Genomic DNA, 11722 nt, shown 5'->3' on the forward strand with positions numbered 1-11722 from the left:
GACACGGACCTCGGCGTCTGGGCGGCGGGCATCAAGGCCCCGCCGTTCCTTTCCGAGCTAGGGCTGGCGACGGAGCCCAACAACCGCCTCAAGGTCCAGACGACCCTGCAGAGCTCGGAGGACCCCCATGTCTTCGCCATGGGCGACTGTGCCAGCTGCCCGCAGGCGGATGGCAGCACGGTGCCCCCGCGAGCCCAGGCCGCCCACCAGCAGGTCGCGACACTCTACCACAACCTACGCGCCCAGCTGGAGGGCAAGCCGCTCAAGCCCTTCGTCTACCGGGACCGGGGATCGCTTATCTCGCTGGCTCACTTCGATGCCGTCGGCAGCCTGATGCGGGGTGCCTCGGCCCGCAGCCTCTTCATCGAGGGACATCTGGCGAAGTTCTTCTACGCCTCGCTCTACCGCATGCACCAGCGTGCCATCCACGGCACGCTCAAGACGGGACTCATCGTGGTGGTGGATGGCATCAACCGCTTCCTCAAGCCGCGCATGAAGCTTCACTGAGAACGAAAGCGCCACAACCGGAGTTGTGGCGCTTTCCTTGATTTCAGCGTGCCTGTCAGGGCACGGAGTCACTCGGGCATGGTCGCGGTGATCTCGATCGATTCGTACCAGGCGGCGAGGTGGGAGATCTCCTCGTCACTCAGGTCCTTGGCGATGACCGACATCATCTCGTGCTGACGCTTGCCACTGCGGAAGGCCTTGAGCTGGGTCTCGATATAGATCCGGTTTTCCCCTGCAAGGTGCGGGGCGATGGGGATCTTGGCGATACCGTTCAGTCCGTGGCAGGTTCGGCACTGGCCGGCCAGGGAACGCCCCCTCTCGGGATCGGCCGCCTGGGCGTGCCATGCCATGGCAGCCAGCGTCATCGCCAGGGCCGATGTCAGCAGTATTCGCATGGTCTCTCCTGCAAAGAAAACGCACCGGCGAGCCTCTCACCCCCGGTGCGTGAGGCGCCTATTGGGACGCCGGCGCCTGGTAGGAGATCCGGTAGATGGCGCCCGCCAGATCATCGGAGACCAGCAGGGAACCATCAAGCAGCTGGGCGACATCGACCGGGCGGCCCAGATATTCACCGTTCTCGTCAAGCCAGCCCTCGGCAAAGGGAATGGTCTCGCCGGTCACGTTGCCCTCGGCGTCCACAGGCGTGAACATCACGCGGGCCCCGATGGGTTCCGTGCGATTCCAGGAACCATGCTGGGCGGAGAAGATGCCCCCCTGGTACTGCTCGGGGAACATGCTGCCGCTATAGAACATCATGCCGAGGTCGGCCGCATGGGCGACGGTCTCGACGACCGGGAAGACCACGTCCTCGGGCACCTCCTCATCCTGGTACTCGTTGGTGCGCACATCACCACCACCGAACCAGGGAAAGCCGAAGTTCTGGCCCTTCTCGGTCTGCCGATTGATTTCGCCAGGTGGGATGTCATCGCCCATACCGTCCACCTGATTGTCGGTGAACCACAGGTTACCGGTCTCCGGGTGGAAGTCATGACCGACCGAGTTGCGGATACCGCGCGTATAGACCTCGCGCCCCGAGCCGTCTTGGTTAATGCGGATGATGCCGCCAAGGCCGTATTCGGCGAAGACCTCTCGATGCTCCTTGGGCGGCACGTTGTACGGCTGGCCCAGCGAGATGTAGAGCTTGCCGTCGGGGCCGACATCGCAGACACGCGCGGTATGGTTGTAACTGACGTGCTCCTCCGGGATCAACTCCCCGCCGGGGATCACCGGCACCGCAACGACATCGGGGCTCTCGTAGAAGAACTCCGCCGCCGGGTAGGCCAGCACGCGGTTCTGCTCGGCAATATAGAGCACCCCGTCCGGCGAGAAACAGGGCCCATTGGGAATGGCCTTGACCAGCGAGGGCGCGAAGTTCTTGACCTCGTCGGCGACACGATCCTTGTCACGGTCGGTCACGACCCATACTTCCGTCTTGCGCGTGCCCACGAAGGTGGCAACCCCTTGGGTTCCCACGGCCATGTGGCGCGCATCCGGTACCAGCGCATAGAGATCGATATCGAAACCGTCCGGCAGCGAGATTCGCTCCAGGGTCTTGCGGATTGCATCGGCGCTACTGCTGTTCTGATCGATGGTGGTGAACTCGGTGGTACCGGTGCTCTGGAAGCTACCGAGCTTTTCCAGCACGTCGGCATTGGGCTGCTGGGCGTGCGCGGCGGGAAGGACGAAAGTACCAACGGCCAGGCCGGCCACGAGGGTCTTGTTTTTCATTATCATCTCCTGTTTATGCCGATTGTGCATTGAACGGCAATTTCTGATTTAAGTCACCTCCTTGATACCCGTCAAGTTGTCAGACCAATTTTTTCCGGCCGCCACTCGCTGAGCCAGCCAGGTGCGCTTGGCCGATGCTGTCAAGCGTTTCAGACGTGCCTCCATGCACAATGCCTCACTGCGGCTACCCACGGGCTCCTGGTGGCGAAGCACAAGAGGCCCCTTTCCACGCAGCGCCTTGGCCCCCCGACCGGTACGATGCTCGTCCAGGCGCCGGGCCACGTCGGTGGTGATCCCGGTATACAGCGCACCGCCGGCCGTCTCCACCAGATAGAGATGCCACAGGGGAGCGGAATCTGTCTCCTCCACGGGGTGGCCTATACCCGGGCCAACTGGTCGCGGAAATCGCGGATCACGCTGTCGTAGCGGTGCGGGTCGGCCTCGTTACGCGCCTTGAACACCGCCGAGCCGGCCACGAAGGTGTCGGCCCCGGCCCGGGCGATCTCGGCGATGTTGTCGACCTTGACCCCGCCATCGATCTCCAGACGAATCGGGTGACCCGAGGCATCGATGCGGTGGCGCACCTCGCGCAGCTTGTCCAGGGTCCCGGGGAGGAACGACTGGCCCCCGAAGCCGGGATTGACGCTCATCAGCAGGATCATGTCGACCTTGTCCATGACATGGTCGAGGAAGGAGAGGGGCGTGGCCGGATTGAACACCAGGCCTGACCGGCAGCCGCCGTCTCGGATCAGCTGTAGGGAGCGGTCGATATGGTCGGAGGCCTCCGGATGAAAGGTGATGTAGCTGGCCCCGGCGTCGATGAAGTCGCCGATCAGCCGGTCCACGGGCTTGACCATCAGGTGGGCATCGATGGGCGCCATCACACCGTGCTTGCGCAGCGCCTCGCAGACCATGGGGCCGATCGTGAGGTTCGGAACATAGTGATTGTCCATCACATCGAAGTGGACGATATCGGCACCGGAGGCCAGCACATCATCCACTTCCGCGCCTAGCCGGGCGAAGTCGGCCGAGAGGATGGAGGGAGCGATGAGGAAGTCGCGGGTCATTTCGGTCATGGGGTCGTCCGTCATGGAGGTGGGCAGGCGATCGCGGAATCCCGGGTATTCTACCAGAACCCCGGGGAGGGTCAGGAGCTCGTCTGGTGCCTCATATAGGTTCGCCTTTCACCGCCGACTGATGCCGCGCCTCCCACCATGACAGCCCCCGCCCTCAGCGTGACCAGACCATGAGCAACTCCTGCTCCCCGGTCTCCGGATCCTCACGCTCATCGATGCTGCCGAAGCCCAGCCGCCGATAGAAGGAGACGGCCCGCACATTACGGGAATAGACCCAAAGGGTGATGCACGGATGGTTCTTCATGGCCTGGGCCATCAGGCTGGTGCCATGTCCGAAGCTCTGGACCTCGGGATCCACGAAGAGTGCCTCAAGGTGATCACCGTGCATGGCACAAAAGCCGATCACGTGTCGACCGGCCTCCAGCACCTGTACCTCGCAGGTCGGCAGGCGGCGACGCGCCATCTCATCGGCGCGCGCCCGCCAATAGGTCTCGGCAATGAAGGGGTGGGCCTGCTGCGAGGCACGCAGCCAGATATCGACAAGATGCGGGAATTCTTCCCGTGTGGCAGGTCGGGGCATGTCGGGGCTCCTGTGGCACTCTCTGCAGTGTAACCCCTCGCACGGGACGGGTCGCATCACCGGTTCCCGCCAACGGGGGCAGGGGCTATACTCGGGGACCTGCCATCATCGGGAGCTTTTCCATGCAGCGTCGTCGCGCCCTGGGAGCCTGTGCCCTGCTCCTTGTCACCGGCTGGCTGGCCGGCTGTGCCAGCCCACACTATCTGCAGCTCGACCCCAAGCGTACGGCCCCGCTGCCGCAGAGCGGCAGCGGGCAGACCGTCACCGTGACGGCCGTGGATAGTCGCGACAGCGAGGTGATCGGCACCCGCACCGGCAGCGCCATGTCCACTGCCGTGATCACCGTGAACGCCCATGAGCTGGTGCCGCAACTCCAGGCGGAGGCAGAACGCGCCGTGCGCGAGATGGGCTTCACTCCCACCACAGCGAGCGTCGCGGGACAGCCCAGCCTGACACTGACGCTGGATCACCTGGGCTACGAGCGTGGCGAGAGCCGTCCCTTCCTCGACGAGGCCCGAATCGAAGCGGTGCTCATCGCCGAGGCGACCAACGACGGCCACACCTATACCGGCACCTATACCTCGCGCCGCACCCAGAGCTATGCCGTACGCCCCGGCAAGGAGGCCAATACCCGCATGGTCAACGAGCTGCTCTCCGAAGGCCTCGACCGCGCCTTTCGAGACCCCGAGCTGGGACGACTGCTGGCACGCTAGGAGGTCAGCGGGCCGCGGCGCACCAGCGCCCAGACGCTCTCGCGGAAACCGCTGCCCGGCTCAGGCTCGCCGTCCTCCAGGTGGGTGACCCGGAAGTTGGGTTCGAACAGCTCGCGCACCTCTTGGGCTGGCACGCTGAAGGGCGGGCCCCCGTCATCACCGGGGGCACGCGTCAGGCTGATCAGCAAGCCCCGGGCACCCGGCGGAATCAGCTGTGCCAGATGAAAGGCATAGCGTTGCCGAGTGGCGAGAGGTAGCGCAATGAGCGCTGCCCGGTCGTAGAAGGCACCGATCTCCGCTGCCTGCTCGATATGAAAATGAAAGAAATCGCCACACCACAGCTCCACGCTACCCTGGCGACAGATGTCGAAGGCGGCCTGGCGATAGCGTGTCACCTCCCCTACCCCTTCGGCGATGAACTGCTCGATGGCCTGCTCGGCCAGCTCGATACCCAGCACCGGGTGGTCATGATGCGCCAACCAGCGCATGTCCAGGCTCTTGCCGCACAGCGGCACCAACACCTTGGTGCCGGCCCGCACTCCCAGGCCGGGCCAATAGCGGATCAGGACCGGGTGGGGTTGGTCGCGATGGAATCCGATGCGCCCCTCGCGCCAGCGCTCCAGCCATTCGTTGGCCATCATTCCCCCTGCCATGCCGGCATCAGAACCAGCGATCGCGCTTGCGGCGACGACGCGGCAGGTGGGGCACGATCAGTCCAACCACCAGGCCGGCCCCGGCGACCCCGCCACCGTACATGAAGTAGCGCATCAACAGGTCTTCCTCCTGGGTATCCAGGCGGGCCTGGAGCTCACGAATGGTAGAGCGCGACTGCTCGGCCTCGCCCTCCAGTGCCGCGTTGCGCGCCTCGAGTTCAGCGATGCGCGCTTCGCGCACCTCGAGAGTCTCGGTCATCGATGCGGTGCGTCTCTCCCAGGTGTCGTTGATGCCGGAAAGCTCCTCGGTCAGCTCCTCCACCCGGGCTTCCAGCGCCGGCAGTTTCTGCTGGGCGCTGGGGTCCTCCTGCAGCTCACGGCTGAGCACCCAGACGGTGTCACCATCGGCGTCCTCTACCCGGCTGTAGTCGCCGCTGGTCTCGAGGACCGTCACCGGCTCACCGGCGGTCAAGGTGCCGATGATCCGGTAGCCGTCGGTCGGGCCACTGCGCACGAAGGTGGTGAGTTCATCGGATACCCAGGCAGTGCCGTCTGCCGCCTCCTGAGCATGCAACATCATCGGGGGAAGCGCCGAGAGCGCCATGCCCAGTGTCAGAATCTTGAGTCTGTGTATCGTCATGCCGTTGTCCTGGCTGTCCAAGGCTCGCGCATCGCGGCTCTGTCGCGAGGGGTGTACCACGTAAGGGCGCCCCTGCCGACTGCGGCGGCGATGCTGATGTTCGTATTGTCAGGTTACCCACAGCGGCTGTGGACAACCATCGGGAAAACCGCTGGAAAGCCACCGGGAGCCGGCATGCCAAACGCCCCTTGCCGCTGCCGATCACTTTCTGACCAGGGCACGCACCCGCGCCCGTCCCTCAATGGCACACAGGTTACCACAGTCGCGCCGGGCGGCTGTTGGCCCTGATGGCAGCCGCGGCGTATAATGACGGGTCTTGTCTCGGGTGGCCATTCGGTCACCTGCCCACGTCCACCCACCGGTGCACCGTCGCGCCAGCTGCCGCGACCTATTCTTATGGCGAAGAAACTCTTCATCAAGACACACGGCTGCCAGATGAACGAGTACGACTCCGCGCGCATGGCGGATCTGCTCGGCGAATCCCACCAGCTCGAGCTCACCGACGACGAGCGCGATGCCGACGTCATCCTGCTCAACACCTGTTCGATCCGCGAGAAGGCCCAGGAGAAGGTGTTCCACCAGTTGGGGCGCTGGAAGAAGCTCAAGGAGGCCAACCCCGACCTGGTGATCGGCGTGGGCGGCTGCGTGGCCAGTCAGGAGGGCGAGGCGCTGCGCAAGCGCGCCCCCCATGTCGACATGGTGTTCGGGCCCCAAACCCTGCACCGAGTGCCCTCCATGCTCGACTCACGCCACCAGGACCAGATCTCGGTTGTCGACGTCACCTTTCCGGAGATCGAGAAGTTCGATCACCTGCCCAAGCCGAGCTCCGACGGTGCCACTGCCTTCGTCTCGGTGATGGAAGGCTGCTCCAAGTACTGTACCTTCTGCGTGGTGCCCTATACCCGCGGCGAGGAGGCCTCACGCCCCTTCGAGGCGGTGATGGAGGAAGTGATCCACCTGGCCGACCAGGGCGTGCGCGAGATCAACCTGCTGGGTCAGAATGTCAATGCCTACCGCGGCGAGAACCAGCTGGGTGACGAAATCGACCTGGCCGAGCTGATCAGTTGCGTGGCGGCAGTGGAGGGCATCGACCGCATCCGCTTCACCACCTCCCACCCGGTGGAATTCTCCGACAGCCTGATCGAGGCCTACGGCGAGGTCCCCGAGCTGGTCAGCCATCTGCATCTCCCGGTGCAGGCCGGCTCGGATCGCGTACTCGCCGCCATGAAACGCGGCCACGGCGTGGCGGAGTACATCGAGAAGCTGGAGCGCATCCGCGCACTGCGGCCGGACATCAGCTTCTCCTCGGACTTCATCATCGGCTTCCCCGGCGAGACCGAGGCGGATTTCGAGGCCACCATGGACCTGATCCACCGGATCGGCTTCGACCACTCCTTCAGCTTCGTCTACTCGGCACGCCCCGGCACACCGGCGGCCAGCTTCGAGGATGACACGCCGGAAGAGGTCAAGAAGCAGCGCCTGGCGATTCTGCAGGAGCGCATCAACCAGCAGGCGATGCAGATCAGCCGGGGCATGGTGGGCACCACCCAGCGCATCCTGGTCACCGGCTTCTCGCCGAAGGATCCGGGCCAGCTCTCCGGGCGCACCGAGAACAACCGCGTAGTCAACTTCCGTGCCGCCAACCCTTTCGAGCTGATCGGCTACTTCGTCGACGTGGAGATCAGCGAGGCGCTGCCCAACTCGCTGCGAGGCGAACTGGCCTCCCCCGCTCGCTTCTGAGTGTCACGATTGCCCCGGCCAGCGCCGGGGCAGTAAGCTGACCCTACATTCTCCCTGCACGGATTCCCCTGTCTTGAGCCAGCCATCTACTACGGCCAACCGCATCATCACCCTGAACCTCGAGCCCAACGACCCCCGTCGCCTGGCCAACCTCTGCGGCCAGCGTGACGAAAACCTCAAGCTGGTCGAGTCACGCCTGGGCATCACCCTGCGCAACCGCGGCAACATCTTCCAGCTCGCCGGGCCGACCCACCGCGTCAAGGCAGCCGCCAACGTGCTGGAACACCTCTACCGCGAGACCGAGGCCAGTGACCTGGAGCCTGACACCGTGCACCTCTTCCTGCAGGAGTCGGGCCTGGAGGCCCTCGACGAGGAGGAAGGCGGCGAGCCGGCGGACGAGGTGCTGCTACGTACGCCGCGCACGCTGATCAAGCCTCGCGGCCTCAACCAGCAGGGCTACGTGCAGAGCATACGCGCCCACGACATCAACTTCGGCATCGGCCCGGCGGGTACCGGCAAGACCTACCTGGCAGTGGCCGCGGCCGTCGAGGCCCTCAACCAGCAGGAGGTGCGCCGCATCCTGCTGGTGCGCCCGGCCGTGGAGGCCGGCGAGAAGCTCGGCTTCCTGCCCGGCGACCTGGCCCAGAAGATCGACCCCTACCTGCGGCCGCTCTACGACGCTCTCTACGAGATGATCGGCTTCGAGCAGGTGGCGAAGCTGATCGAGCGCCAGGTGATCGAGATCGCCCCGTTGGCCTACATGCGCGGGCGCACCCTCAACAATGCCTTCATCATCCTCGACGAGAGCCAGAACACCACCCGCGAACAGATGAAGATGTTCCTGACGCGCATCGGCTTCGGCTCCACCGCGGTGATCACCGGCGATGTCACCCAGGTCGACCTGCCCCGCGGCCAGACCTCGGGGCTGATCCAGGTGCTCGAGGTGCTCAAGGGGACCCCCGGCATTGGCGTGACCCACTTCGCCGCCAAGGACGTGGTCCGCCATCCCCTCGTGCAGCGCATCATCGAAGCCTATGACCACTTCGAGGCCGAGCAGGAAGCCTCCGAGCGCGCTCAGCGCGAGGAGCGCGATGCCATGCGTCAGGAGCGCCTGGAACGCGCTCGACAGAGCAAGCAGCGCCACGACGACCAGGGGCCTGCCGACTCATGAGCAGCCCCCTCATCGATCGCCAGGTCGCTCTCGAGACCGACGACCTGCCGTCACGGTCCGAGCTCGAGACCTGGGTGGCTGCCGTGCTGGCCCGCCACGAGGTAGCCGCGGACAGCGAGCTCACTATTCGCTTCGTCGGTGACGTCGAGAGCCAGGCCCTCAATCGCGACTATCGCGGCAGGGACAGGCCCACCAACGTGCTCTCCTTCCCCTTCGAGAACCTGCCCGGCATCGCGCTGCCGCTGCTCGGTGACCTGGTGGTCTGCCATCCGGTGGTGGTCAGCGAAGCCGAAGAACAGGACAAGTCGCTGCGCGCTCACTACGCTCACATGGTGGTCCACGGCACCCTGCACCTGCTGGGCCATGACCATATGGAGGATACCGAGGCCGAGGCCATGGAAGCCCTCGAACGTGAGATACTCGCGTCGCTGGGGATTTCCGACCCCTATGCGCCGTCGAATCGCGATTCCGATACCGAGGACGAGAGAGCCGACGCATGAGCGAAGACCGATCGAGCAGCCAGGCCAGCAAGTCCTGGCTCGACAAGCTGTTCAGCGCCCTGTCCAGCGACAGCGATGAACCCAGCTCCCGCGACGAACTGCTGGAGTTCCTGCGCCAGGCGGGCTCCCGCCTCAAGCTCGACCAGGACGCCATGATGATCATCGAGGGCGCCCTGAACATCAGCGACCAGCAGGTGCGCGAGGTTCTCATCCCGCGCTCCCAGATCACCGCCATCGCCCTTGACCAGCCCCTCGAGGAATACCTGCCAGTGATTCTCGAGACAGGTCACTCCCGCTATCCGGTGATCGGCGAGAACCTCGACGAGGTCAAGGGCATTTTGCTGGCCAAGGACCTGCTGCCCCTGCTGCGCGAGGGCCAGGGGAACGGCCTGCCCTTCCAGCTCGACGAGGTGCTGCGACCAGCCATGTTCGTGCCCGAATCCAAGCGCCTCAACAGCCTGCTCAAGGAGTTCCAGGACACCCACAACCACATGGCGGTGGTGGTGGACGAGTATGGTGGCACGGCGGGCATCGTCACCATCGAGGATATCCTCGAGGAGATCGTCGGCGAGATCGAGGACGAGCACGACATCGACGAGGAGATCGATATCCGCGAGCTGGGAGATGGTCGCTATGCGATTCGTGCCCTGACCGCCATCGAGGACTTCAACGAACGCTTCGGCACCCGCTTCTCGGACGACGAGTTCGACACCCTCGGCGGCCTGGTGATGCAGCGTTTCGGCCACCTGCCGGGACGCGGCGAACACACCGAGATAGGTGGCTGGCGCTTCACGGTGCTCAACGCCGACAATCGCCGCATCCGCCTGCTCGAGGCCGAGCCCTGCGAGGAGAGCAACGCGGAGTGACCCGGCCCCATGACCACGGATGGACACCATGGCTGACTACCGCCTGACCCCGGCACTGGGCTACCTGGCGGCCCTGCTCGCGGGCGGCCTCACCACCCTGACAGCCGCCCCCTTCTCGCTCTGGTGGCTGGGCCCGGTGGCCGCTGGCCTCGTCTACCTGGGCCTGAGTGCGCTGACACCCGCTCAGGCAGCACTTCGTGGCTGGTGCTATGGCCTGGGGCTGTTCGGCTCCGGGGCCTCATGGGTCTACGTCTCGATCCATGACTATGGCTACACCGGCGTACCCCTGGCGCTCTTCCTCACCGCCCTGTTCGTCGCCGGCCTGGCGCTGTTCTTTGCCGTCACCCTCTGGCTCTACCGACGACTGTGCGGACCTCGCCTCGCGGCGCTGAGCTTCGCGGGCGCCTGGGTACTGGGCGAATGGCTGCGTACCTGGCTGTTCACTGGCTTTCCCTGGCTGCTGCTGGGCAGCGCCCAGGTCGATTCGCCGCTCGCCCCCTGGGCCCCGGTGGGCGGCGTCTACCTGCTGACGCTGATCACCGCCCTCACCGGCAGCCTCGGCGTCGAGGTCCTGCGGCGCCGCTGGTGGGCCGCCGCGCCGCTCACCGTGCTGTGGCTGGTACCGCTGGCCCTCCCCACCCAGTGGACTTCCCCCGCCGGTGAACCGGTACGCGTCGCCCTGCTTCAGGGCAACCTCCCCCAGCTGATCAAGTGGACCCCCGAGGGACAGCGCCGTGCGGTCGACACCTATCTCTCGATGACCCGGGAACTGGAAGCTGACGTCGACCTGGTGATATGGCCAGAGGCCGCCCTGCCCATGTTCGAGGACCAGGCCGAACCCTACCTCGACCGCGCCCGGGCCAGTCTGCCGAGAGGTACTGACCTGCTCACCGGCGTCCTGCAGCGTGACGACAGCGGCCTCTACTACAACAGCGTCGTCGGCCGAGGTGATGTGGAGGGAGAATATCGCAAGGCCCACCTGGTGCCGTTCGGCGAGTACCTGCCCCTGGAGAGCCTGCTGCGCGGGGCCATCGCTTTCTTCGATCTGCCAGCACCGTCCATGACTCCGGGACCGGCTGACCAGGCGCCGATCCGCGCCGGCGAACTGACCTTCGGCAACGCCATCTGCTACGAGATCATCTATGCCGACCTGGTGGCCTCGCGAGCCCGCGATGCCGGTGTCCTGCTCACGGTCTCCAACGACACCTGGTTCGGCGCCTCGATCGGGCCACTGCAGCACCTGCAGATGGCCCGCCTGCGGGCTCTGGAGAACGGCCGCCCGGTGGTGCGTGCCACCAGCAACGGCGTCACCGCTCTCATCGATCCGCAGGGCAGGGTCACTGCCCGGGCACCGCAGTTCGAGACCACTGTCCTCACGGGTGAGGTCACGCCCATGGAAGGCCTTGCCCCCTTCACCCGCACGGGCAGCTGGCCGACCTGGCTGCTGGCCGCCCTGATGGTGGTGCCCGGCCTGCGGCTTCGCCGTAAGCCGTAAGCTCGAAGCTCGAAGCTCGAAGCTCGAAGCTCGAAGCTCGAAGCTCGAAGCTC

General features: G+C 65.4%; 14 protein-coding genes. 7 read left to right on the forward strand and 7 right to left on the reverse strand.

Annotated features, from left to right (window positions below; genetic code table 11):
• Positions 1–507: FAD-dependent oxidoreductase (locus RI841_RS09945; protein ID WP_310705446.1), on the forward strand; the 507-nt coding region annotated here is incomplete at its 5' end.
• Between the two features lie 68 nt (positions 508–575).
• Here RI841_RS09945 and RI841_RS09950 read toward each other — a convergent pair.
• From RI841_RS09950 to RI841_RS09970, 5 genes are all read right to left on the reverse strand, one after another.
• Complete coding sequence (locus RI841_RS09950; RefSeq protein ID WP_310705447.1) at positions 576–902, reverse strand: cytochrome c; 327 nt, start codon at positions 900–902, stop codon at positions 576–578.
• Between the two features lie 58 nt (positions 903–960).
• A complete protein-coding gene (locus tag RI841_RS09955) occupies positions 961–2235 on the reverse strand; it encodes a PQQ-dependent sugar dehydrogenase (protein WP_310705448.1) in 1275 nt (424 codons plus the stop codon).
• Between the two features lie 48 nt (positions 2236–2283).
• Entirely contained in the window at positions 2284–2604 is a 321-nt protein-coding gene (locus tag RI841_RS09960) for a GIY-YIG nuclease family protein (protein WP_310705449.1), read from the reverse strand.
• An 8-nt stretch (positions 2605–2612) separates the two neighbouring features.
• Complete coding sequence (rpe, locus tag RI841_RS09965) at positions 2613–3311, reverse strand: ribulose-phosphate 3-epimerase (protein WP_310705450.1); 699 nt, start codon at positions 3309–3311, stop codon at positions 2613–2615.
• Positions 3312–3465: 154 nt separating this feature from the next.
• Positions 3466–3891, reverse strand: a complete 426-nt coding sequence (locus tag RI841_RS09970; protein ID WP_310705451.1) for a GNAT family N-acetyltransferase — start codon at positions 3889–3891, stop codon at positions 3466–3468.
• 122 nt (positions 3892–4013) lie between these two features.
• On the opposite strand from RI841_RS09970, the gene RI841_RS09975 reads away from it, so the two are divergent.
• Positions 4014–4604, forward strand: coding sequence for a YajG family lipoprotein (locus tag RI841_RS09975; protein WP_310705452.1), 591 nt, complete (start codon positions 4014–4016; stop codon positions 4602–4604).
• Here the strand turns inward: RI841_RS09975 and RI841_RS09980 are convergent.
• Positions 4601–5242 (reverse strand): thiopurine S-methyltransferase, encoded by a 642-nt coding sequence (locus RI841_RS09980; protein WP_310705459.1) that lies wholly within the window; start codon positions 5240–5242, stop codon positions 4601–4603. The two genes, RI841_RS09975 and RI841_RS09980, sit on opposite strands and share 4 nt — an antisense overlap.
• A 22-nt stretch (positions 5243–5264) precedes the next feature.
• Positions 5265–5861 (reverse strand): TIGR04211 family SH3 domain-containing protein, encoded by a 597-nt coding sequence (locus RI841_RS09985; RefSeq protein ID WP_310705460.1) that lies wholly within the window; start codon positions 5859–5861, stop codon positions 5265–5267.
• Positions 5862–6293: 432 nt separating this feature from the next.
• Between RI841_RS09985 and miaB the strand changes: the two genes are divergently transcribed.
• The 5 genes from miaB to lnt all read left to right on the forward strand — a co-directional run bounded on the left by miaB (position 6294) and on the right by lnt (position 11669).
• Entirely contained in the window at positions 6294–7637 is a 1344-nt protein-coding gene (gene miaB, locus RI841_RS09990) for a tRNA (N6-isopentenyl adenosine(37)-C2)-methylthiotransferase MiaB (protein ID WP_310705453.1), read from the forward strand.
• 73 nt (positions 7638–7710) lie between these two features.
• Positions 7711–8808, forward strand: coding sequence for a PhoH family protein (locus tag RI841_RS09995; protein WP_310705455.1), 1098 nt, complete (start codon positions 7711–7713; stop codon positions 8806–8808).
• A complete protein-coding gene (gene ybeY, locus RI841_RS10000) occupies positions 8805–9308 on the forward strand; it encodes an rRNA maturation RNase YbeY (RefSeq protein WP_310705456.1) in 504 nt (167 codons plus the stop codon). Before RI841_RS09995 ends, ybeY begins: the two co-directional genes overlap by 4 nt.
• A complete protein-coding gene (locus tag RI841_RS10005) occupies positions 9305–10174 on the forward strand; it encodes a transporter associated domain-containing protein (protein ID WP_310705457.1) in 870 nt (289 codons plus the stop codon). Before ybeY ends, RI841_RS10005 begins: the two co-directional genes overlap by 4 nt.
• 28 nt (positions 10175–10202) lie before the next feature.
• Positions 10203–11669: an apolipoprotein N-acyltransferase gene (lnt, locus tag RI841_RS10010; RefSeq protein ID WP_405000933.1), complete on the forward strand. Its 1467-nt coding sequence runs from the start codon at positions 10203–10205 to the stop codon at positions 11667–11669.
• Positions 11670–11722: the final 53 nt, after the last annotated feature.

The organism is Halomonas sp. (genome assembly GCF_031581305.1).
In the GTDB taxonomy this organism is placed as follows: domain Bacteria; phylum Pseudomonadota; class Gammaproteobacteria; order Pseudomonadales; family Halomonadaceae; genus Halomonas.

What these genes read in the sequence shown, in the direction of transcription:
- RI841_RS09950 (WP_310705447.1), bottom strand. Translation starts at nt 902, where the DNA reads ATGCGAATACTGCTGACATCGGCCCTGGCGATGACGCTGGCTGCCATG.
- RI841_RS09955 (WP_310705448.1), bottom strand. Translation starts at nt 2,235, where the DNA reads ATGAAAAACAAGACCCTCGTGGCCGGCCTGGCCGTTGGTACTTTCGTC.
- rpe (WP_310705450.1), bottom strand. Translation starts at nt 3,311, where the DNA reads ATGACCGAAATGACCCGCGACTTCCTCATCGCTCCCTCCATCCTCTCG.
- RI841_RS09970 (WP_310705451.1), bottom strand. Translation starts at nt 3,891, where the DNA reads ATGCCCCGACCTGCCACACGGGAAGAATTCCCGCATCTTGTCGATATC.
- RI841_RS09975 (WP_310705452.1), top strand. Translation starts at nt 4,014, where the DNA reads ATGCAGCGTCGTCGCGCCCTGGGAGCCTGTGCCCTGCTCCTTGTCACC.
- RI841_RS09980 (WP_310705459.1), bottom strand. Translation starts at nt 5,242, where the DNA reads ATGGCCAACGAATGGCTGGAGCGCTGGCGCGAGGGGCGCATCGGATTC.
- RI841_RS09985 (WP_310705460.1), bottom strand. Translation starts at nt 5,861, where the DNA reads ATGGCGCTCTCGGCGCTTCCCCCGATGATGTTGCATGCTCAGGAGGCG.
- miaB (WP_310705453.1), top strand. Translation starts at nt 6,294, where the DNA reads ATGGCGAAGAAACTCTTCATCAAGACACACGGCTGCCAGATGAACGAG.
- ybeY (WP_310705456.1), top strand. Translation starts at nt 8,805, where the DNA reads ATGAGCAGCCCCCTCATCGATCGCCAGGTCGCTCTCGAGACCGACGAC.
- RI841_RS10005 (WP_310705457.1), top strand. Translation starts at nt 9,305, where the DNA reads ATGAGCGAAGACCGATCGAGCAGCCAGGCCAGCAAGTCCTGGCTCGAC.
- lnt (WP_405000933.1), top strand. Translation starts at nt 10,203, where the DNA reads ATGGCTGACTACCGCCTGACCCCGGCACTGGGCTACCTGGCGGCCCTG.